This is a genomic window from Sphingomonas sp. HITSZ_GF, from assembly GCF_029543155.1.
GTDB lineage: Bacteria > Pseudomonadota > Alphaproteobacteria > Sphingomonadales > Sphingomonadaceae > Sphingomonas.
Window position 1 is genome coordinate 142,756 of record NZ_JARQXA010000007.1, and the last position, 19,666, is coordinate 162,421.

A 19,666-nucleotide genomic window follows, 5' to 3' on the forward strand; every position below is an offset into this window, starting at 1 on the left:
TCTCCTCAGTAAACGACGACGCTGCGGATGCTCTCGCCGGCATGCATCAGCTCGAAACCCTTGTTGATCTCCTCCAGGCCCATGACGTGGGTGATCATCGGATCGATCTCGATCTTGCCGGTCATGTACATGTCGACGATCTTCGGCACGTCGGTGCGGCCCTTGGCGCCGCCGAACGCGGTGCCGCGCCAGTTGCGGCCGGTGACCAGCTGGAACGGGCGCGTCGCGATCTCCTTGCCCGCCTCGGCCACGCCGATGATGATGCTGGTGCCCCAGCCGCGATGGCAGGCCTCGAGCGCGATGCGCATCACTTCGGTGTTGCCGGTGGCATCGAACGTATAGTCCGCCCCGCCGTCGGTCATCGCGACGATCGCGGCGACCACCTCCTCGCGGCTCATGCCCTTGGAGTTGAGGAACTCGGTCATGCCGAAGCGACGGCCCCATTCCTCACGATCCGGGTTGATATCGACGCCGATGATCCTGTTGGCACCGGCCAGCCGGGCGCCCTGGATCACGTTCAGGCCGATGCCGCCCAGGCCGAACACCACGACATTGTCGCCGACCTGGACCTTGGCGGTGTTGATCACCGCGCCGACGCCGGTGGTGACGCCGCAGCCGATATAGCAGCTGCTCTGGAACGGCGCGTCCTCGCGGATCTTCGCCACGGCGATCTCGGGCAGCACGGTGAAGTTCGAGAAGGTCGAGCAGCCCATATAATGGTAGATCGGCTGGCCCTTGTACGAGAAGCGCGTGGTGCCATCGGGCATCAGCCCCTTGCCCTGGGTGGCGCGGATCGCGGTGCACAGGTTGGTCTTGCCTGAGAGGCACGACTTACACTGGCGGCATTCGGGCGTGTAGAGCGGGATCACGTGATCGCCCGGCTTCACGCTGGTGACTCCCGCACCGACTTCGCGGACCACGCCGGCGCCTTCATGGCCGAGCACGCTGGGGAAGATGCCTTCCGAATCGAAGCCGTCGAGCGTGTAGGCATCGGTGTGGCAGATGCCCGTGGCCATGATCTCGACCAGCACTTCGCCGGCCTTGGGGCCTTCGAGATCGAGCTCGACGATCTCGAGCGGCTTCTTCGCTTCGAAGGCAACGGCGGCGCGGGTCTTCATGGGCTTACTCCTTGCTGGCGGCCTGATCGGGGAAACACCGCCGCGTTGCAAGGCATCAAGGCATCAGCGCAGCGCGCGATCCTGCGGGCGATAGAGCGTGAGGAAGATGCCGCCCCACCACAGCAGGCCGGCGAAACCGGCGAATTCGGCCAATCCGCGCACGACGCCCGAGACGAGGACGAGCGCGGCGAAGGCCAGGCCGGCGACCTGCACCCAGCGGGGCAGGCTGCCCGCGGCGCGCGCTTCGCGCACGGTGAGCGCCGCCCACAGCGCCACGCCGGCATGACCGAGCATCAGCAGCGTGGCGACCAGGTCGCCGCGCGGCGAGATGCGGCCCATGCCGAGCCAGGCCGCCGCCTCGATGCTGAAATGCGCGGCAAGCACCAGGCAGGCCAGCCCGGCTATCCCGGCGAGCAGCGCGAGCGTGCGCCCCGGGCTGCGCGGCCCGATCGGGCCGGCCAGCGTGAGCATCGCGAGCAGCAGCGCGCCTGCGAACACGCAGCGGACGATCTCCTCGGCGAGCAACAGGCCCCAATAGGCGCGCGCGGCATCGAGATTGCCGCGGGCGATCGCGACGAAGGGCTCCGATCCGCCGGCAAGGTCGTGCGCGACGTCGCCGAGCACGAGCAGCGCGACGGTGAACACCAGGCAAAGCAGCGCCGCCACCGTGCCGAAAGGCCGTCCATGATCGCCGATAAAGGGCCGCTGCATCGCATGCCTCCGAATGTGTATTATTTCAATAATACACTAAAGCGAATGCCGGGACAAGCGCACAGGCGTTGGCCGATCGGGCCGGTTGCGCCTATGGGCGCGCTGTGACGATTTATTTCGAAGACCAGCGCCGCGACCTGGACGCGCTTGCCGAGCGCGCCCGCGCACGCTCCCTGAGCCCCCGCGCCGGGCGCGATTTCGCCTCGAACGACTATCTGGCCCTGGCCGGCGATCCGGCGCTGGCGGCGGCGGTGCGCGACGCGATCGCTTCGGGCGTGCCGATCGGATCGGGCGGATCGCGGCTGCTGCGCGGCAACCATCCCGCGCACGAGGCGCTGGAGGCAAACGCCGCGCGCTTCTTCGGCGCCGAAAGCGCGCTCTATTTCTCGACCGGCTATGCCGCCAACGCCGCGCTGCTCGCCACCCTGCCCCAGCGCGGCGACCTGATCGTCCATGACGCGCTGATCCATGCCAGCGTGCATGAAGGCATGCGGCTGAGCCGGGCCGAGGCGCGCATGGCGACGCATAACGACGTGAGCGCATTCGAGGACGCCATCGCCGCCTGGCGGCGCGCGGGCGGCACCGGGCGCGCGTGGATCGCGGTGGAGAGCCTCTATTCGATGGACGGCGACCAGGCGCCGCTCGCCGACCTCGCCGCGCTGGCCGACCGGCACGACGCGATCCTGATCGTCGACGAGGCGCACGCCACCGGCGTGTTCGGCGCGCAGGGGCGCGGGCTGGCGGCCGGGCTGGCGGGTCGCGCGAACCTGATCACCCTGCACACCTGCGGCAAGGCGCTGGGCTGCGAGGGGGCGCTGCTGTGCGGGCCCGCGCTGGTGCGCGACTTCCTGGTCAATCGCGGGCGCGCCTTCATCTTCTCGACCGCGCCCTCGCCGCTGATGGCGGCGGCGGTGGGCGCCGCGCTCGAGCTGATCGCCGCGCCCGAGCGGCGGCAGCGGCTGGACGCGCTGGTCGCCCGCGCCGAAACGCTGCTGGCCCCGGCAGGCGTGCGGCCGACCGGATCGCAGATCCTGCCGCTGGTGATCGGCGACGACGCGCGGACCATGGCGATGGCGGCGACGCTGCAGGAGCGCGGCTTCGATGTGCGCGGCATTCGCCCGCCGACCGTGCCGGCAGGCACCGCGCGGCTGCGCATCTCGCTGACGCTCAACGTGGGCGAGGACGATGTCGCCGCGCTCGCCGCGGCATTGGGGGAGCTGGCATGAGGATCGTCGTCACCGGCACCGATACCGATATCGGCAAGACGGTGTTCGCCGCCGGGCTCACCGGGGCGCTGGGCGCGACCTATTGGAAGCCGATCCAGAGCGGGCTCGACGGCGGCAGCGACGGCGAGCGGGTCGCGGCGCTTTCGGGCGCGCCGGTGCTGCCCGAGGCCTATCGGCTGAACACCCCCTGCTCGCCGCACCTGGCGGCCGAGATCGACGGCGTGACGATCGATCCCGACCAGCTCACGCCCCCCGACCTGGATCCGCTGGTGATCGAAGGCGCGGGCGGCGTGCTGGTGCCGGTGACGCGCGAGCTGCTCTACGCCGACCTGTTCGCGCGCTGGGGGCTTCCCACCGTGCTGGTGGCGCGCACCGCGCTCGGCACGATCAACCACAGCCTGCTCTCGATCGAGGCGCTGCGCGCGCGCGGCGTGCCGATCCTGGGCGTCGCGTTCGTCGGCGATGCGAACGAGGACAGCGAGGCGACCATCGCCGCGATCGGCGGTGTGCGCCGGCTGGGCCGCCTGCCGATGCTCGCCACGCTCGACCAAGCCGCGCTTTCCGCCGCTTTCTCCCACGCCTTTCCGGATTTCCGCGCATGACTTCGCCCGTCTGGCATCCCTTCACCCAGCACGGGCTGGGCGAGCCCATCCCCGAAGTGGTGCGCACCGAAGGCGCCGCGCTGCACACGCGCGACGGGCGGCGCTTCGTCGATGCGATCTCGTCCTGGTGGGTGACGACGCACGGCCATTGCCATCCGCGCATCCAGGCGGCGATCGCCGAGCAGGCGGCGCACATGGACCAGATCATCTTCGCCGGCTGGACGCACGAACCCGCCGAGGCACTGGCGCGCGAGCTGGTGCGGATCATGCCGCCGGCGCTGCAGCACGTCTTCTATTCGGACAGCGGCTCGACCAGCGTCGAAGTCGCGCTGAAGATGGCGCTGGGCTTCTGGGACAATCGCGGCGAGCCCCGCCACCGCATCGTCGTGATGGAGCATGGCTATCATGGCGATACGATCGGCGGCATGTCGGTCGGCGCGCGCGGCGTGTTCAACCGGCCCTATCAGCCGCTGCTGTTCGACGTTGCGACCATCCCCTTCCCCGAGCCCGGCCAGAGCCAGGCGACGCTCGACGCGCTCGAGGCGCAGTGCCGCGACAAGCCCGCCGCCCTGCTCGTCGAGCCGCTGGTGCTGGGCGCGGGCGGCATGAAATTCTATCCCGCCAGCCTGCTCGCCGAGATGCGCAGGATCTGCACGAAGCACGACGTGCTGTTCATCGCCGACGAAGTGATGACCGGCTGGGGACGCACCGGTACCCTCCTCGCCTGCGAGCAGGCCGGGGTGGTGCCCGACATCCTCTGCCTCTCCAAGGGGCTGACCGGCGGCGCGATCCCGCTGGCGGTGACGATGGCGACGGCGCCGGTCTTCGAGGCGCATCTCTCGCAGGATCGCGCGCGGATGTTCTTCCACTCGTCGAGCTACACCGCCAATCCGATCGCCTGCGCCGCGGCCAATGCGAACCTGGCGATCTGGCGCGATGAGCCGGTGCGCGCGCGCATTGCCGATCTGGGCGACCGCCAGCAGGACCATCTCGACACGCTCGCCGCCCACCCGCTGATCCGCAATCCGCGCCGGCTGGGGACAATCGTCGCCGCAGAGATCGGCGCGGGCGAATCGGCCTATCTCGATTCGGCAGGACCGCGCCTACGTGCCTTCGCGCTGGAGCGCGGCGTGCTGCTCCGCCCGCTGGGCAACACCGTCTATGTGATGCCGCCCTTTTGCATCGACGATGCCGATCTGGGCGCGGTCTATGGCGCAGTGACGGAATTTCTGGAGCGGGAACCCCGGATGGGGGATTTGTTCGCCCTTTAGGGGCGAGTGGTGCTGCCGGTGAGGATTGAACTCACGACCTCAGCCTTACCAAGGATGCGCTCTACCACTGAGCTACGGCAGCACTCGCTCGACCAACCGGCAGTGCCGGGTCCCAAGCGGGAGCGCGCCTATGTGCTTGGGCAGGACCGATTGTCAACCCGCCGAAAGGCGGTTTATCGCAGGAATATGAGCGAAGCGGAAAAGAAAGCCCGGCTGGCGGAAGCGTTGCGGGCGAATCTGCGAAAGCGGAAGACACAGGCGCGCGAACAGGCCGCGCCTGCCCGGCCTTCCGATTCTCAGAGCGAGCCGAACCAGAGCGACACGCCCTGAGCCGTGTCATAGGCATTGCGCATGATCGCGTTCGGCCCGAGCAGATACATCGCCATCGTGACGGCGCCCGCCAGGAACCACATCAGCCGATAGCTGCGCATTTCGCTTCTAACCATTCCAACTCGTCCCCGCTCAGCTGCGGCCCCAAAATCCGCAGTACTTCAGCATGATAGCCATTAAGCCAGGCGCGTTCCTGCTCGGTTAGCAGGGATGGTAAAATAAGCGTTCGCTCTATCGGCGCGAAGGTCAGCGTCTCGAAGCCGAGCATTTTTTGTTCCGCGCCCGAAATCAACTGCTTGGTGACCAGCACCAGGTTCTCGATGCGGATGCCGAATTCGCCCGCCTTATAGTAACCGGGCTCGTTCGACAGGAACATGCCCTCACGCAGCGGCTCGAGGCTCTGGCCGCCCGGATAGAAGGGCTGGGCGATGCGCTGCGGCCCTTCGTGCACCGACAGATACGAGCCGACGCCGTGGCCGGTGCCATGCCCATAGTCGAGCCCGACTTCCCAGAGCGGGCGGCGCGCGAAGCTGTCGAGCTGGGCGCCGGTGGTGCCGTCGGGGAAGATCGCGGTGGCGATGGCGATATGGCCCTTGAGGACGCGGGTGAAGCGGTCCTTCATCTCCTCGCTCGCCGCACCCACCGGCATCACCCGGGTCACGTCGGTAGTGCCGTCGGCGTACTGGCCGCCCGAATCGACCAGATAGAGCTGGCCGACTTCGATCGGCAGGCTCGATTCGTCGGTGACCTTGTAGTGCGGGATCGCGCCGTTCGGGCCGGTCGCCGAGATGGTATCGAAGCTCAGGTCCTTGAGCATGCCGGTCTGCTCGCGGAACCACTGGAGCTTGTCGGCGGCGGACATTTCGGTGAGCCCGCCCTGCGGCGCGGTTTCCTCGAACCATTTCAGGAAGCGGCTGAGCGCGGCGCCGTCGCGCGCCTGGGCAGCCTTCTGCCCGGCAATCTCGGCCGGGTTCTTGATCGCCTTGGCGAGGATCACCGGATCGCGCAGCGAGAGCACCTTGGCGCCGCCGGCATCGAGCGCGTCGAACACCGCGGCGACGGCGCTCCCCGGATCGGCGGCGACGCGCTTGCCGGCAAAGCCCTTGAGCGCCGGGGCGAAGGCCGAGCGATCATGGATGCGGATCGCGTTGCCGAGATGCTTGCGGACGTCGTCGGTCACCTTCGCCTCGGCGACGAAGAGATCGGCGGTGCCGTCGGCATTCACGATCGCATAGGCGAGCGCCACGGGCGTGTGGCTGACATCGGTGCCGCGGATGTTGAACGCCCAGGCGATCGAATCGAGCGCGGAGAGGACGACGGCGTCGGCCTTGCGCTCGGCCAGCCAGTCGGCGATCTCGGCACGCTTGGCGGGGGAGGACTTGCCGGCAAGGTCGTCGGACTGGACCGCCAGCGTAGCATCCGAAGGCGCCGGCTGATCGGGCCAGACCGCATCGACCGGGTTGGTGTTGACCGCGACCAGCTCTGCCCCCTTCTCGGCGAGCGCCTTCTTCGCTTCCTCGACCCAGGCGCGGGTGTGCAGCCAGGGATCATAGCCGATGCGGCCGCCATCGGGCGCATGCGCACCGAGCCAGGACGAAACGCTGGTGGCGGGCACGCCGACATATTCCCATTGGTCCGCCGAGACCTGCTGGCGCACCTGGATCGTGTAGCGCCCGTCGGTGAAGATCGCCGCCGCCTCGGGCAGCACCACCGCGGTGCCGGCCGAGCCCTGGAAGCCGGTGAGCCAGGCGAGGCGCTGGGCATAGGCGCCGACATATTCGGACATGTGCTCATCGGTGAGGGGGACGACGAACCCGTCGAGACGGTCGCGCTTCAATTGCTCGCGAAGTGCCTTGAGGCGGTCGGCGTAGCTGGACATCGGAACTCACTCTTAGCTGGACTCTATGGGGCTGCTTTGCGCCGATATTCGGCAAAAGTCACATCCTGGGATATCGGTTCGACGATGAGCGATTTCCCCCTGCCCCGCGCCGACCTGGCCACCCCTGCGCTGCTGCTCGACGTGGCGGCGATGGACCGCAACATCGCGGCGATGGCCGACTATGCCCGGGCACGCGGCCTGGCGCTGCGGCCGCATGCCAAGACGCACAAGAGCGGCGCGATCGCCCGCCGGCAGATCGCGGCGGGCGCCGTCGGCATCTGCTGCGCCAAGCTGGGCGAGGCCGAGGCGCTGGCGGAAGACGGGGTGGGCGACATCCATCTGACCTCGCCGGTGGTGACCAGAGGCGGCATCGCAAGGCTGGCGGCGCTGGCGGCGAAAATCCGGCTCTCGGTGGTGGCGGACCATCCGGACGTGGCGCGCGCGCTGGCGGGATGCGGCGCGACGATCTTCGTCGATGTCGATCCGGGCAAGCATCGCACCGGCGTGACCTCGCCCGAGGCCGCAGTGGCGCTCGCCGGCGTGATCGTCGAGGCCGGGCTGACGCTTGGCGGCGTGCAATATTATTGCGGCTCCGAGCAGCACATCACGACCTTCGCGGATCGGCATGCGGCGATCGTGGAGAAGACCGACTATCTCCGCACCGTGCTGGCGGCGCTGGCGGCGGCCGGGTTCGCGATACCGGTGGTGACAGGCGCCGGCACCGGCACCTTCGCGATCGACGCCGAGCTGGGGGTGCTGACCGAGCTGCAGGTGGGCAGCTACATCTTCCTCGACCGCGAATATCGCGATTGCGAGCTGGCGGGGCCAAGCTTCGAACAGGCGCTGTGGGTGGATTCCACCGTGGTGAGCGCGAACACGCCCGGCATGGTGACGATCGATGCGGGATTGAAGTCTTTCGCCACCGATGCCGGGGTGCCCGTGGTCGCGACCGGCACCGCGCGCTTCGCCTTCCTGGGCGACGAGCAGGGTGCGCTGATCGGCGAGGGCCTGCCGGTCCTGGCGGAGCGAGTCACGCTCGTTCCGCCGCACTGCGACCCGACGGTAAATCTGTACGACCGTTACTGGCTGGTCGAGGGCGGGACGGTCACCGGCACGTGGCCGGTGACCGCCAGGGGCCGTTCCACCTAGCCCGGGTCCTTGCGGACCCTAGCGGCGGACGTAATAGCAGCGCTTCTTCGCGGTGATGCTGCGATCGACCGCGCGGCCGCCGAGCGCGCCGCCGACACCACCGACTGCGGCGCCGAGCAGGCCGTGGCCGATGATCGCGGGACCGGCGAGCACGCCGACCGCGGCGCCGCCGATCAGGCCCGCCGTACCCGGCGAGCGGCGGCACTTCTTGTAATAGGCGCGCGACTTGGACGACTTGCCCTTGTAGTGGGACTGGGCCGAAGCGGGGGCCGTCGGAACGGCCGCGACAGGCATGGCCAGCGCGAAGGCGCTGAGCGTTGCAATCATCTTACGCATGTCACTCCTCCTGCGTTGATCAGGAACATGCCGGCACAACCTGCACGCAGGCCGGAGGGTTGCATGAACCGAAAACAACAATGCGTTCATCGGATCGTTCGGGCTGGACAGGGCATTGAACCGGCATGGAACGGCGCGCCGGCATCTCTACTCCGCGCGAGCGGCTGGGCGGTGCGCTCGGCGCGCTGGCGATGGTCGCGCTGCTCGGCTGGCTGCTGGTGGGCGGACTGAGCGTGCGGCTTGGCGGCGCGCAGGTGCCGGCGCTCCAGCTGCTGCGATTCACCGTGCCGCCGCCCCCGCCGCCAGAGCCGGAAGTGAAGCCCGAGCCGAAACGCGCGGCGCCGAAGGCGGAGGGCAAGGCGTCACCGCCCAACAAGGTCTCGCGCGCCACCGAAGTCGTGGCGCCGGTACCTGCGCCCACCCCGCCGCCCCTGCCCGCCGCGCCCAAGCCCGCCCAGGGCAGCGACGCCAGCTCGGGCAATGCGCCGGTCGCGGGCCCCGGCACCGGCGCGGGGGGCGTGGGCGACGGCACCGGCAGCGGCGGGCGCGGCAATGGCGCGGGCGGTGGCGGCGGCACCGTGCTGCGGCTGCTGCGCGGCGACATCACCGGGCGCGACTATCCCAAGGCAGCGGCAGAGGCAGGGGCGCAAGGCATTGTCGGCATGCGCTTCACCGTGGGCGTGGACGGGCGGGTGACCGATTGCCGCGTGACCCGATCGAGCGGCAACGCCGATCTCGACGCAACCACCTGCCGGCTGATCCTCAAGCGCTTCCGCTACGCCCCCAGCCGCGACGCCAGCGGCCGCCCCTATCCGGACACGGTGACCGGCGAGCAGGCGTGGGAGCTGTACGACCGACCGGACCGCTAGCGCCCCGCCAGCTTCTCGACCAGGAAATCGACGAACACCCGCACCCGCGCCGGCCGGGTGGCGCCGCCGACATAGACTGCGTGGATGTCCTCGCGGTCGCCGGGGTTGAACGGCTCGAGCAGCGACACCAGCCGCCCCGCGGCGATGTGGTCGACCACGTTGAAGCTGCCCACCCGGGCGATGCCGACGCCGTCGAGCGCGAGCTGGACCAGCGTCTCGCCATTGTTCGCCTCGACATTGCCACCGACGCGCAGCGCGGTGTCGCGGCCGTCCTGGCGGAAGGGCCAGACCGGCTCGGCCCGCCGGAAGTTGAAGTTCAGGCAATTGTGGCCGTGCAGATCCTCGGGAATGCGGGGCGTGCCGCGGCGTGCCAGATAGCCGGGCGAGGCGACCACCGACCGGCCGGTCTCGCCGATCTTGCGCGCGGTGAGCAGGCTGTCGCCCAGCGGGCCGAAGCGGATCGCGACATCGGCGCGGCCGCCAGCCACATCGGCGAGCATGTCGCTCAGGTTGATGTCGACCAGGATGCCCGGATAGCGCGCGACGAACTCGCCGAGCAGCGGCACGATCGCCAGCCGACCATGCGCCAGCGAGGCACTGACCCGCAGCCGGCCGCGCGGCGCCGCCTGATCGGCCAGCGCGCCCTCGACCTCGGCAATGTCGGCAAGGATGCGCTGGGCGGCATGGAGATAGGCGTCGCCTTCGGGCGTGAGCACCAGCCGGCGCGTGGTGCGGGTGATCAGCCGCGTGCCGAGCCGCGCCTCGATCCGGGCAAGCGCGCGGCTGACCGCCGAGGGCGTGAGGTCGAGCCGGCGCGCGGCAGCGGACAGGCTGCCCTCGCGCACCGCGGTGACGAAGACCTCCATTTCGCCCGAGCGATCGGCCATGGCACGCGTCATTTATGATTTCCACGCACAGATGTTTCGCCTCGCAGCCCTCTACCGCAAAGCGCATTGCCCGTCCATTTGCGTTGCCGCACAAATCGGAGCTGCATCATGAGTCCCCGCCTCGCCCTTACCGCGCTTGCCATCGGTGCCTTTGGCATCGGCGTCACCGAATTCACCCCGATGGGCCTGTTGCCGGTGATCGCGGGCGATCTGGGCGTCTCGATCCCCACTGCCGGCCTGCTGGTCAGCGCCTATGCGATCGGCGTGCTGGTAGGCGCGCCGCTGATGACGCTCACCACCGGGCGCGTGCCGCGGCGGACGCTGCTGATCGCGCTGGCGGGCATCTTCACGCTCGGCAACCTGCTGGCCGCGGCATCGGACAGTTATGCGATGCTGCTAGCAGCGCGGATCGTCACCTCGCTTAACCATGGTGCTTTCTTCGGCGTCGGATCGGTGGTGGCGACCAGCCTGGTCGCGCCCGACAAGCGCGCCGGCGCGATCGCCACCATGTTCATGGGGCTGACGATCGCGACGATCGGCGGCGTGCCGCTCGCCACCTGGGCGGGCGAGGCTTTCGGCTGGCGCGCGGTGTTCGCCGGCATCGCCGCGATCGGCGTCGGGACGATGCTCGCGCTGCGGCTGTTCGTCCCGGCGCTCCCCGGCGAGAAGGAGGCCGACATGATGGCAGAGTTGCGCGTGCTCGGCCGCGGCCCGGTGCTGTTCGCGCTGGCGCTCACCACGGTGGGATCGAGCGCGATGTTCACCGTGTTCACCTATATCGCGCCGATCCTGCGCGAGGCGCATGCCACCACCGGCTGGGTGACGCTGGCGCTGGTGTTGTTCGGCATCGGCCTGACCGCCGGCAACTGGCTGGGCGGGCGCTTCGCCGATCGCTCGGTGACGCGCGCGCTGGTGACGACGCTGGCGGTGCTCGCCGCGCTGCTGGTGCTCTATGCCTTCGGCTCGACCTGGCTGCCGACCGCGCTGATCCTGCTGCCGGTCTGGGGCGCGGCAAGCTTCGCGCTGGTGCCGCCGCTGCAGATGCAGGTGATGAACGCCGCGCACGACGCGCCCAACCTCGCCTCCGCCACCAATATCGGCGCGTTCAACCTGGGCAATGCGATCGGCGCGGCGCTGGGCGGCGAAGTGATCCGCGAGGGGCTGGGCTATCCCGCCGTGTCGCTCGCCGGCGCGGCGATGGCGCTGGCCGGGCTGGCGATGGTGCTGGCACCCCGGCTGGCGCGGCGCCCTGCGGCGCTCGCCTGACCGGCTTGCGCTGGCGGGCCCGATTGCGGAGAGTGGCGGCTTCGCAAAGGGAGCTTTGCCATGATCCGCACCATATTGCCTGCAGCACTGCTCGTCGCCACGCCCTTCGCCGCCGCCGCGCAAAGTACCGGCAAATGGGAAGTGAAGGTCTCGCCCGCCGAATGCTCGCTGGTTCGCGGCGTGACGGCGCCGGCACCCGCGCTGCTCGCGGTGCGGACGGTGCCGGGCATCGACGCCTTCGTCGTGCTGGTGAGCGGCAAGGATGTGCCCGAGCGCAGCAAGGACGCGCGCTTCACTGCGGAACTGCGTTTCGACGACGCCAAGCCGATCGAGGCGACCGCGATGCCGGCGGGCAAGCTGGCGGCCGGGCCGGTGCTGCAGCTCGCGCCCTTCGCGCCGACGATGCTCGACAGCTTCGCGGCGGCGCGCAGCGTGCAGGCAAGCAGCGATTCGGGCAGCCTGGCCCGCTTCGACATTCCCCGCGCGCGCGAAGCGGTGGCCGCGCTGCGCCAGTGCATCGCCGACCAGCTCGTCGAATGGGGCGCCGATCCGTCGCAGTTCGATCCGGGCGGCACCCCGCCGGTGGCGCTGAAGGAGCGCGACCGCTGGCTCAGCAACAGCCAGCAACTGAGCCTGGCCGCCACCTCCACGAGCATGGGGATCGACTATCTCTACCGCGTCACCGTCGCCACCGACGGACGCATCGAGAGCTGCAAGCGCGAGGACGCCAAGGCTGACGCGCAGGTCGAGAAGCTCGGCTGCGAGCCGCTGATCGGGCAGAAGCTGTTCACCCCGGCGAAGAACCCGGCCGGCGTGCCGGTGAAGGGTGCCGCCGCGTTCCGGGTGATGCTGGTCAAGCGCGGCGAGCCGCGCTGAGCGGCGCGCCGCCGGCCCGGTTATTCGGGGCAGTCGTACGAAACCTCGGTGTAATGGGGCGTGGTGAAGACATCGCCCCAAGTGACGATCGAGCCGTCGCAATTCCAGATATACCCGCCGATCTCCTGGGTCATCATGCTGTCGCTGTAGAAGCGCACTTCGAAATAGGTGGGGATCGACGCGGCGCCGGCCACGGTCGAGAACGGCAACGCCAGCGCGGCAAGCGCGATCGCGGTCTTCTTCAACATCATCATCCTTCCCCTTCCATGGATGCGGTGGCGAGGGGATCACGAGCGCGGATGGCGGGCAACGCGAGAAGCAACGGAAGCGGTTGGGTCTGCCCCGCATGGCGATGCTCGACAGAAGGGGGCGCGGCTCGCTAGGTCGGTGCGATGACCGATCTTCCCAAGCCGCCCGTCGCCGCCACCCGCCCGCACAGCTTCACCACGCACGGCGTCACGATCGAGGACCCCTGGGCCTGGCTCAAGGATCCCGCCTATCCCACCGTCACCGACAAGGACGTGCTTGGCTATCTTGAGGAGGAGAACCGCTTCTTCGAGGCTGTGATGGAGCCGCTCAAGCCGCTTTCGGGCACGCTGTTCAAGGAGATGCGCGGGCGAATCAAGGAAGACGAATCGAGCGTGCCGCAAAAGGACGGCGACTGGCTCTACTGGACCGATTACGAGACCGGCGGCGAATATCCGCGCTGGTGGCGCAAGCCCGTCGCCGGCGGTGCCGACGTCATGATCCTCGACGAGCCGGCGCTGGCCGCAGGCAAGGAGTATTTCCGGCTCGGCGCCTTCTCGGTCAGCCCCGACGGCAAGCTGCTCGCCTATGCCTATGACGACAATGGATCGGAGCGGTTCGAGGTTCGGGTGAAGGACCTGGAAAGCGGCGAGCTGTTGCCCGACATCATCCCCGGCATGCTTTCCGAGATCGTATGGACCGCCGATTCGAAGGGCTTTCTCTACGGCCTGGCGAACGAGAACTGGCGCACCGACAACGCCCGCTGGCATAAGCTGGGCGAGCCGGTGGACAGCGATGTCGAGCTCTACAAGGAAGCCGACGAGGGCTACCGCGTCGGCGTGGGCGAGACCCAGTCGCGCAAATATCTGCTGATCTCGACCGGCGACCATGTGACGAGCGAAGTCTATCTGCTCGACCCCGCCGATCCGTCCAAGCCGATGGTCTGCGTGAGCCCGCGCAAGCCGGGCCGCGAATATGACGTGGACGAGCATGATGGCACTTTGTTCATCCACACCAACGACATCGACCCGCAGTTCCGGCTGGTGACCGCATCGGTCGACAATCCCGGCGAATGGGCCGAGCGGATCGGGCCGTCGGCGCATTTCTACATGACCGGCGTTACCTGCTTCGCCGATTTCTTCATCGTCGAGGGGCGCGAGGACGGGCTCGATCAGATCGCGCTGCACCGCTACGATCCCGCCATCGCGCCGGTGCCACTGGAATTCCCCGAGGCAAGCTATGTCGCCGGGCTGGGCGACAATCCCGAATATGCGATGGACAAGCTGCGCATCGGCTATGAGTCGATGGTCACACCGGGCACGGTCTATGACTATCATGTCGCCGACGGCACGCTCGAGACGCTGAAGGTGCAGGAGATCCCGTCGGGCTATGACGGGGGCAAATACCGCACCGAGCGGCTGAAGATCGCGGCGCGCGACGGGACCGAGGTACCGGTGTCGGTGGTGTACCCGAACGACTTCCCGAAGGACGGGACGGGCAAGCTCTATCTCTATGCGTATGGCGCCTATGGCTATGCGATCCCGCCGGGCTTCTCGACCAGCCGCATCTCGTTCCTCGACCGCGGCGTCGCCTTCGCCATCGCCCATATCCGCGGCGGCGACGACCTTGGCCAGCAATGGTATCTCGACGGCAAGCTGACCAAGCGAACCAACACGTTCAACGACTTCGTCGACGTGGCCAAGGGGCTGATCGACCGCGGTTTCACCCACAAGGGCGGCATCGCCATCGCCGGGCGCTCGGCGGGCGGCGAGCTGATGGGCGCAGTGATCAACTCCGACCCCGAGCTGTGGGGCGTGGTCGTGGCGGACGTGCCCTTTGTCGACGTGCTCAACACGATGCTCGACGAGAGCCTGCCGCTCACCCCGGGCGAATGGCCCGAATGGGGCAATCCGGTGGAGGATGCGGAGGCCTTCGCGCTGATCCGCTCGTACAGCCCGTACGACAACGTCACCGCGCAAGGATATCCGCCGCTGTTCATCTCGGGCGGGCTCAACGATCCACGCGTCACCTATTGGGAGCCCGCCAAATGGGCGGCGAAGCTGCGGGCGACCAAGACCGACGACAACATCCTCGTCCTCAAGACCAATATGGGCGCCGGCCATGGCGGCAAGTCGGGCCGCTGGGAGAGCCTGAAGGAAGCCGCCGACGAGATGGCGTTCGTCCTGTGGCAATTGGGAATGACCGCATGAGCCTGATCCTCGCCCTTGCGCTGCTCGCCGTCCCCGCCGATCCGACGCCGGAGGCACTGGCGCTGGGGGTGCGCCTGGCGGAGACCGGTACCTTGTCCTCGCTGATCCCCAACATCGTCGCCGAAGAGCGGGAGAAGCTGGTCGCCAAGTTCCCCGAACTCAGCGATGCGGACAAGGCAGCGCTGCGCGCCACCGCCGACGAAACCGGCAAGGCCCAGACCGCCCGGCTGATGGCTGCGATGGGCCGACGCTACGCCGAGACGCTGTCGATCGAGGACCTCAGGGCGCTGGTTGCCTTCAACGAGAGCCCTGCCGCGGTGCGCTGGCGCGCCGCGACGCCCGGCGCGATCCTGGGCGCGATGGAAGCGGTGGGCGACCCCAATTTCCAGGAGAATGCCCGCAAGGCATTCTGCGCCAAGACCGGCAAGGCCTGCACCCCGCGCTAGCCGCCCGTCCCCAAAGTCCGCACCACCAGCCGCGTCTCGCGGTGGCATTGGTGGCAGAAGGCGAAATCGAACGTCTCGCTGAGGATCCAGGCCTGGGCACTAACGTCCCATTCGGCCCAGGCATCGCGGGTGACGGCAATGCCGCCGCAACGTTCGCATGCATGTTCGACCCGAGGAGCTTCGCCTTCTGCCACGCCCGGCAGAATAGCCGATAGCGCCTCCGTTTCGGGGGCGACCATGTCCATAATGGACATGATTGTCCCCCCGTTGCGGCGAAGGGCGGCCGGGCCTAGCCTGGCCGTCTCCGACCAAGGGAGAAGACCCATGCGCATTCACCTGCTCGCGCTCGGCGCCACCACGGCGTTGCTCACCACCGCGGCCGCCACTGCCCATGGCAGCCATGCGGTGCCCGCCGTCCCCGCTGCCGCCGATCCGACCGCGGACGTGATTGCCGGGCGCAAGGCGGCGTTCCTGATGTCCGCCGCGCTCGTCGGCCAGATCAAGGCCGGCGTCGAGCGCGGCGACGACCCCAAGACGCTTGCCTTCGCCGCCCGCGCGCTCTCGCGCTGGGCGAGCGCGCTGCCCGGGCTGTTCCCCGCCGGCAGCACCGCCCCCGATTCGGACGCGCTGCCCGCGATCTGGAGCGACCGCGCCGGCTTCGAGGCCAAGGCCGCCGACTATGCCGCTGCCACCGCCAAGCTCGCCGACCTCGCCAAGGCCGGCGACAAGCCCGGCTTCGCGGCGCAGTTCGCCGCAGTCGGGGCGACCTGCAAGGCGTGCCACGACAGCTACCGCAAGCCCCAGGCCCACTAGCCCCGGCGCCTGCGCCTAGCCCTCCGGCGCCACCGCCATGGCATGTGCCATGCGGGTGAGCGTGTCGCCGATCTGGCGGCCGAGATCGGTGTCGAGCGCCGGATCGGCCGCGATCGCCGCGCGCATCGCCGAGGCCCATTGATCGGCCAGCGCCGGCGGGAAGCCGAGCAGCCGGTGCATCCGCATGATGCAGGTGCCCGGGCGCTCGGCGAACCAGTCGCGCGGGCCGCCGAGCCAGGCGGTGAGGAACTGGCCGAGCGACACCGCGATCGGCGCCAGATCGGGGCCGTGCACCGCGCGGAGCGGGGCATAGGCGGGGTCGCTGTCGAGCAGCGCGTAGAAGCGGACCGCCAGCGCCTGCACCGGCGCCGCGCCGCCGATCCGCTCAAAGGGCGTGGCTTCGCTCATGCTGACGCCCTGCCCCGCGCGCGCCGAGTCCACCTTGATCGCCGTCAATCGCCGGGCGTCCCAATCCGGCGCACCGGGCGGTTCAGCTTCCGGAAAGCGCGGCTTCGCGATTCTACGGAGCGGTGTTAACCATAATTGCCTGTGCGCTGCGCGCCGGTTCAAGAGGCGCAGGTTCGGGGAGTATTGCCGATGCACGACTGCATGAAACGCCGCCTGCTCTACGCATCGAGCCAGGCCTATCAGCCCGCCATGCTCGTCCAGGGCCGCAATGTCGGCTGGATCGAGGCGCCCTTCGTCGTGCGCCGCGAGACTGCGCTCGGCCAGCGCCAGATCGACCAGGCGCTGGTCGGCCGCACGCCCGAGGGCGTGGTCGTCGCCTTTCGCGGCTCGCTCCCGCCCTTCTTCGGCGGCGCGCATGACGGCTGGGACGTGGTGCTCGACTGGCTGAACGATGCCTTCTCGCTGTGCATCGAGGATTCGCATTATGGCGGCGGCGTGCATTTCGGTTTTGCCGAATCGATGCGCCGGCTGTGGAGCGACGCGGGCAGCGGCCCCGGCGTGCGCACTGCGATCCAGGCAATGCTCGACCAGAGCCTGCTCGACCGCAAGGCGCGGCGCCACCTCTTCGTGACCGGCCACTCCAAGGGCGGCGCGCTCGCCAACCTGGCTGCGATGCGCGCGTCGAGCGTGGGCGAATGGAGCGACCTGCCGGTGAGCGTGGCGACGATCGCCGCGGCGCGCGCCGGCAATGCCGACTTCGCCGCCAGCTACGAGCGCACCCGCATCGCCTGCCTGCGCTACGAGATGCCGGGCGACGTCGTGCCGCATCTGCCGCTCAGCCCCAATACGCCGGGCTGGGCGCGCAAGATCGCCAAGGGCGTGTTCCCCAAGCTCGCTATCGCCGACTACCGGCCGGTGGGCCTGCTGGTGACCGCGCCGCCGGCACTCAAGACCGGCCACCAGAGCTGGGCCGGCTCGCGCCGACCGGTGAAGCGCCTGCTCGACCGGCGCGGCTCGGGGCTCGAGGCGCTGACCCCGGCGATCCTCACCGCGCATGCGATCTGCCCGGGCAGCGGCTATGACCGGCTGATCTGCGAGGGCGAGGCGGCGCTGTGCGATCACGGCGAGGCCAAGGCGCGCAAGCGGGCGTGAGTTTATCGCGCGGCGACGCGAGGGCGGTTTCCCACGCGAAGGCCGGAAGAAGAGGGTGTTCGCGCAGAGGCGCGGAGCGCGCGAAGGCAATGCTCGCCATATCCGCCTAGGCCGGATCGGCGGCTGGAAAGCCTGCTGCGCGCCTCGCCCGGCAAAACCGGGACCGAAAGCCCGGTGACTGAGCTTAGCCGTCCGATCCCCGCTTCGTGGGCGACGGGTTCCTCACCTCAGGCGGTTTGCGCTGTGGTGGTAGCGGAAGCGGGAGAGGGTCAGCCGTCGCGGGAGGAGCGGTCTGCACCTTGGGTGCCGGCTTGCCTGGCCGGTCATTCTTCGACGATTCAACGAGTTCGTTCGAGGCTTCCATAAGCTTCTTTTCGGCCTCGGTCGGTGCCGCAGGGCCGGACTTGCTTCCCGTCGGCTTCGGTGGCGCCTTTACGGCGGGCTTGTCGTACAGGCCCATGCGTGCATTCAATTCCTGGAAATAGGCATTGTCCTGCAGCTCGCGCATCTCGGAGCCGCCGCGGTTCCACAGCTCGAAATTCTCCGGACTGGGGTCCTTTTCGTAAGCCCGCTTGTTTTCCTGCTGGCGCGCAGTCTTTTCCTTGAGCTCCTGATTATATTTATCGAGCTGGGCGCGTTCGGCGTCGGTAAGCGGCCCCTTCCCCTTGGCCGCTTCGAGGCGATTGGCGCGCGAAGCATCCACAACGCGCTTCTGTTCTGCGGAAAGCTGATCGTAGATCTTGTTGAACTCGGACGCGCTCATCTGATCGGCGTGCGCCTTCTCATACGCTTCGAGTTCCCGCACCATCTCCTCGTAGCGCGCGTCGCGAACCTGATCCCGCGGATAACGTGGATCGTAGATCGCTTCTTCGCGCTGATTGGCAGCTTTGAAATATTCGTCGATGATTTCGACATAGCCGGCAACCACAGGGTTGGTGAGGTCGATATCCGGCCCGAAGGCTTTGATATCGCCGGCGCCGCCGTCTGTTTTGCCGCGCTTGATCATGCCCTTAAGGTCCGGAGCATTCTTGGCCATGCGGGATTTGATCGGGCGCCCCTTCGCACGCGCATAGGCGGCCACTTCGCGGCTGCATTCGGCATGCTCCTCCGCTTCATTGCCGTAGATTTCGCTTAGCTCTTCCTCCTGGTCCTTGCCGGCTTCGGCATCATGCGCCTTGGTATAGGCCAGGTCGCGCAGGTCCCTCTGCAGTTCCGCGATCTTGCGCTGCTCGCCTTCGTCCGTGTGGTCGGGCACGCAGATCGGCTCGTCGGTGAAGCCGTCGATGTTGAAGCCGTTGACCACGGTGCCCGCCGAACTGGTGCGGTCACGGATGAAGACGCCGTCCGAGGCGGGCTCCTTCGCGTCCTCCTCGCTGCCGTAATCGGCGACATCGCGGGCCTGCGAGCGTTCCGCGGTGCCCGGCGCCGCGCGCGTGGTCCCCGGAGCGCCGTTACCGCCACCCGCGCCCCCCTGGCCGGCGCCGCGCGTATATTTCCCGTCGCGCAGGTTCTGCATCATGTTGTTGACGCGGTTGTTCTTTTCCTGCTGCTTCTCAAGGTCTTCCGCAGCACGATCCTTCGCCGACTTGACGTCCTGAGTGCCGGCCGGCGGCTTCTGCCCAGGATCCAATCCCGCCGCCGTGAACGGATCCGCGCCGCCTTGGCCTCCGGCTGATTGGGCCCAGGCACTGGGCGCGGCCGTCATGCTGAGCGCGGTTCCCAACAGGAACAGCCGAAACGTCGGATATTGCTTCGGGCGATCGGAACGGAACACACGGATCTCCTTCAGGATCCGCGCTAGATCGCGCTACGGCAACGCCGCAGCCGGAAACGGCGAAGGGCGCCCATCCTGCGACGGGCGCCCTTCCCTG

The 19,666-nt window shown here is 68.7% G+C and carries 21 protein-coding genes and 1 tRNA gene; 11 read left to right on the top strand and 11 right to left on the bottom strand.

The window, feature by feature from the left end:
* Positions 1-5: 5 nt before the first annotated feature.
* Entirely contained in the window at positions 6-1,118 is a 1,113-nt protein-coding gene (locus tag P6144_RS18480; protein ID WP_277769286.1) for an S-(hydroxymethyl)glutathione dehydrogenase/class III alcohol dehydrogenase, read from the bottom strand.
* A 63-nt stretch (positions 1,119-1,181) separates the two neighbouring features.
* Positions 1,182-1,829, bottom strand: coding sequence for a hypothetical protein (locus P6144_RS18485; protein ID WP_277769287.1), 648 nt, complete (start codon positions 1,827-1,829; stop codon positions 1,182-1,184).
* 110 nt (positions 1,830-1,939) lie between these two features.
* Between P6144_RS18485 and P6144_RS18490 the strand changes: the two genes are divergently transcribed.
* The 3 genes from P6144_RS18490 to P6144_RS18500 are packed head-to-tail and all read left to right on the top strand — an operon-like array spanning position 1,940 to position 4,928.
* Entirely contained in the window at positions 1,940-3,055 is a 1,116-nt protein-coding gene (locus tag P6144_RS18490; RefSeq protein WP_277769371.1) for an 8-amino-7-oxononanoate synthase, read from the top strand.
* Positions 3,052-3,657, top strand: a complete 606-nt coding sequence (gene bioD, locus P6144_RS18495; RefSeq protein ID WP_277769288.1) for a dethiobiotin synthase — start codon at positions 3,052-3,054, stop codon at positions 3,655-3,657. The genes P6144_RS18490 and bioD overlap by 4 nt, the downstream gene beginning before the upstream one ends.
* Positions 3,654-4,928, top strand: a complete 1,275-nt coding sequence (locus P6144_RS18500; RefSeq protein WP_277769289.1) for an adenosylmethionine--8-amino-7-oxononanoate transaminase — start codon at positions 3,654-3,656, stop codon at positions 4,926-4,928. Before bioD ends, P6144_RS18500 begins: the two co-directional genes overlap by 4 nt.
* Before the next feature lie 7 nt (positions 4,929-4,935).
* Here the strand turns inward: P6144_RS18500 and P6144_RS18505 are convergent.
* The 3 genes from P6144_RS18505 to P6144_RS18515 form a co-directional block, all read right to left on the bottom strand.
* Positions 4,936-5,010 (bottom strand) — tRNA-Thr (locus tag P6144_RS18505).
* A gap of 214 nt (positions 5,011-5,224) precedes the next feature.
* On the bottom strand, positions 5,225-5,359 hold the full coding sequence (locus P6144_RS18510) for a hypothetical protein (protein ID WP_277769290.1): 135 nt from the start codon (positions 5,357-5,359) through the stop codon (positions 5,225-5,227).
* The gene (locus P6144_RS18515; protein WP_277769291.1) at positions 5,341-7,137 is read right to left on the bottom strand and encodes an aminopeptidase P family protein; all 1,797 of its coding nucleotides are present in this window, start codon (positions 7,135-7,137) and stop codon (positions 5,341-5,343) included. Before P6144_RS18515 ends, P6144_RS18510 begins: the two co-directional genes overlap by 19 nt.
* An 84-nt stretch (positions 7,138-7,221) precedes the next feature.
* Between P6144_RS18515 and P6144_RS18520 the strand changes: the two genes are divergently transcribed.
* A complete protein-coding gene (locus tag P6144_RS18520) occupies positions 7,222-8,286 on the top strand; it encodes a DSD1 family PLP-dependent enzyme (protein WP_277769292.1) in 1,065 nt (354 codons plus the stop codon).
* An 18-nt stretch (positions 8,287-8,304) separates the two neighbouring features.
* Here the strand turns inward: P6144_RS18520 and P6144_RS18525 are convergent, their stop codons facing one another.
* Positions 8,305-8,622 (bottom strand): hypothetical protein, encoded by a 318-nt coding sequence (locus P6144_RS18525; protein WP_277769293.1) that lies wholly within the window; start codon positions 8,620-8,622, stop codon positions 8,305-8,307.
* Positions 8,623-8,747: 125 nt separating this feature from the next.
* On the opposite strand from P6144_RS18525, the gene P6144_RS18530 reads away from it, so the two are divergent.
* Positions 8,748-9,491, top strand: coding sequence for an energy transducer TonB (locus P6144_RS18530; RefSeq protein WP_277769294.1), 744 nt, complete (start codon positions 8,748-8,750; stop codon positions 9,489-9,491).
* Here P6144_RS18530 and P6144_RS18535 read toward each other — a convergent pair.
* On the bottom strand, positions 9,488-10,390 hold the full coding sequence (locus P6144_RS18535; protein WP_277769295.1) for a LysR family transcriptional regulator: 903 nt from the start codon (positions 10,388-10,390) through the stop codon (positions 9,488-9,490). The genes P6144_RS18530 and P6144_RS18535 overlap by 4 nt on opposite strands.
* A gap of 96 nt (positions 10,391-10,486) precedes the next feature.
* Here P6144_RS18535 and P6144_RS18540 point away from each other — a divergent pair, with 96 nt between their 5' ends.
* Positions 10,487-11,644: an MFS transporter gene (locus P6144_RS18540; protein WP_277769296.1), complete on the top strand. Its 1,158-nt coding sequence runs from the start codon at positions 10,487-10,489 to the stop codon at positions 11,642-11,644.
* 60 nt (positions 11,645-11,704) lie between these two features.
* Positions 11,705-12,520, top strand: coding sequence for a hypothetical protein (locus P6144_RS18545; protein ID WP_277769297.1), 816 nt, complete (start codon positions 11,705-11,707; stop codon positions 12,518-12,520).
* Between the two features lie 20 nt (positions 12,521-12,540).
* On the opposite strand, the gene P6144_RS18550 is transcribed toward P6144_RS18545, so the two are convergent.
* Positions 12,541-12,774 (bottom strand): DUF6289 family protein, encoded by a 234-nt coding sequence (locus tag P6144_RS18550; RefSeq protein ID WP_277769298.1) that lies wholly within the window; start codon positions 12,772-12,774, stop codon positions 12,541-12,543.
* Between the two features lie 138 nt (positions 12,775-12,912).
* Between P6144_RS18550 and P6144_RS18555 the strand changes: the two genes are divergently transcribed.
* Positions 12,913-14,976, top strand: a complete 2,064-nt coding sequence (locus P6144_RS18555) for a S9 family peptidase (RefSeq protein WP_277769299.1) — start codon at positions 12,913-12,915, stop codon at positions 14,974-14,976.
* On the top strand, positions 14,973-15,422 hold the full coding sequence (locus P6144_RS18560) for a DUF2059 domain-containing protein (protein WP_277769300.1): 450 nt from the start codon (positions 14,973-14,975) through the stop codon (positions 15,420-15,422). The genes P6144_RS18555 and P6144_RS18560 overlap by 4 nt, the downstream gene beginning before the upstream one ends.
* Here the strand turns inward: P6144_RS18560 and P6144_RS18565 are convergent.
* Positions 15,419-15,676, bottom strand: a complete 258-nt coding sequence (locus P6144_RS18565) for a hypothetical protein (RefSeq protein ID WP_277769301.1) — start codon at positions 15,674-15,676, stop codon at positions 15,419-15,421. The genes P6144_RS18560 and P6144_RS18565 overlap by 4 nt on opposite strands.
* Positions 15,677-15,746: 70 nt before the next feature.
* Between P6144_RS18565 and P6144_RS18570 the strand changes: the two genes are divergently transcribed.
* Positions 15,747-16,235 carry a cytochrome c gene (locus P6144_RS18570; RefSeq protein ID WP_277769302.1) on the top strand — a complete coding sequence of 163 codons (489 nt, stop codon included), beginning with the start codon at positions 15,747-15,749 and terminating at the stop codon, positions 16,233-16,235.
* Between the two features lie 15 nt (positions 16,236-16,250).
* Here P6144_RS18570 and P6144_RS18575 read toward each other — a convergent pair whose 3' ends face one another.
* Entirely contained in the window at positions 16,251-16,643 is a 393-nt protein-coding gene (locus P6144_RS18575) for a globin (RefSeq protein WP_277769303.1), read from the bottom strand.
* Between the two features lie 201 nt (positions 16,644-16,844).
* Between P6144_RS18575 and P6144_RS18580 the strand changes: the two genes are divergently transcribed.
* Complete coding sequence (locus P6144_RS18580) at positions 16,845-17,795, top strand: hypothetical protein (protein WP_277769304.1); 951 nt, start codon at positions 16,845-16,847, stop codon at positions 17,793-17,795.
* Positions 17,796-17,979: 184 nt separating this feature from the next.
* Here the strand turns inward: P6144_RS18580 and P6144_RS18585 are convergent, their stop codons facing one another.
* Complete coding sequence (locus tag P6144_RS18585; RefSeq protein WP_277769305.1) at positions 17,980-19,569, bottom strand: hypothetical protein; 1,590 nt, start codon at positions 19,567-19,569, stop codon at positions 17,980-17,982.
* Positions 19,570-19,666 lie beyond the last annotated feature (97 nt).

What these genes read in the sequence shown, in the direction of transcription:
- P6144_RS18480 (WP_277769286.1), bottom strand. Translation starts at nt 1,118, where the DNA reads ATGAAGACCCGCGCCGCCGTTGCCTTCGAAGCGAAGAAGCCGCTCGAG.
- P6144_RS18485 (WP_277769287.1), bottom strand. Translation starts at nt 1,829, where the DNA reads ATGCAGCGGCCCTTTATCGGCGATCATGGACGGCCTTTCGGCACGGTG.
- bioD (WP_277769288.1), top strand. Translation starts at nt 3,052, where the DNA reads ATGAGGATCGTCGTCACCGGCACCGATACCGATATCGGCAAGACGGTG.
- P6144_RS18500 (WP_277769289.1), top strand. Translation starts at nt 3,654, where the DNA reads ATGACTTCGCCCGTCTGGCATCCCTTCACCCAGCACGGGCTGGGCGAG.
- P6144_RS18510 (WP_277769290.1), bottom strand. Translation starts at nt 5,359, where the DNA reads ATGCGCAGCTATCGGCTGATGTGGTTCCTGGCGGGCGCCGTCACGATG.
- P6144_RS18515 (WP_277769291.1), bottom strand. Translation starts at nt 7,137, where the DNA reads ATGTCCAGCTACGCCGACCGCCTCAAGGCACTTCGCGAGCAATTGAAG.
- P6144_RS18520 (WP_277769292.1), top strand. Translation starts at nt 7,222, where the DNA reads ATGAGCGATTTCCCCCTGCCCCGCGCCGACCTGGCCACCCCTGCGCTG.
- P6144_RS18525 (WP_277769293.1), bottom strand. Translation starts at nt 8,622, where the DNA reads ATGCGTAAGATGATTGCAACGCTCAGCGCCTTCGCGCTGGCCATGCCT.
- P6144_RS18530 (WP_277769294.1), top strand. Translation starts at nt 8,748, where the DNA reads ATGGAACGGCGCGCCGGCATCTCTACTCCGCGCGAGCGGCTGGGCGGT.
- P6144_RS18535 (WP_277769295.1), bottom strand. Translation starts at nt 10,390, where the DNA reads ATGACGCGTGCCATGGCCGATCGCTCGGGCGAAATGGAGGTCTTCGTC.
- P6144_RS18540 (WP_277769296.1), top strand. Translation starts at nt 10,487, where the DNA reads ATGAGTCCCCGCCTCGCCCTTACCGCGCTTGCCATCGGTGCCTTTGGC.
- P6144_RS18545 (WP_277769297.1), top strand. Translation starts at nt 11,705, where the DNA reads ATGATCCGCACCATATTGCCTGCAGCACTGCTCGTCGCCACGCCCTTC.
- P6144_RS18550 (WP_277769298.1), bottom strand. Translation starts at nt 12,774, where the DNA reads ATGATGATGTTGAAGAAGACCGCGATCGCGCTTGCCGCGCTGGCGTTG.
- P6144_RS18555 (WP_277769299.1), top strand. Translation starts at nt 12,913, where the DNA reads ATGACCGATCTTCCCAAGCCGCCCGTCGCCGCCACCCGCCCGCACAGC.
- P6144_RS18560 (WP_277769300.1), top strand. Translation starts at nt 14,973, where the DNA reads ATGAGCCTGATCCTCGCCCTTGCGCTGCTCGCCGTCCCCGCCGATCCG.
- P6144_RS18565 (WP_277769301.1), bottom strand. Translation starts at nt 15,676, where the DNA reads ATGTCCATTATGGACATGGTCGCCCCCGAAACGGAGGCGCTATCGGCT.
- P6144_RS18570 (WP_277769302.1), top strand. Translation starts at nt 15,747, where the DNA reads ATGCGCATTCACCTGCTCGCGCTCGGCGCCACCACGGCGTTGCTCACC.
- P6144_RS18575 (WP_277769303.1), bottom strand. Translation starts at nt 16,643, where the DNA reads ATGAGCGAAGCCACGCCCTTTGAGCGGATCGGCGGCGCGGCGCCGGTG.
- P6144_RS18580 (WP_277769304.1), top strand. Translation starts at nt 16,845, where the DNA reads ATGAAACGCCGCCTGCTCTACGCATCGAGCCAGGCCTATCAGCCCGCC.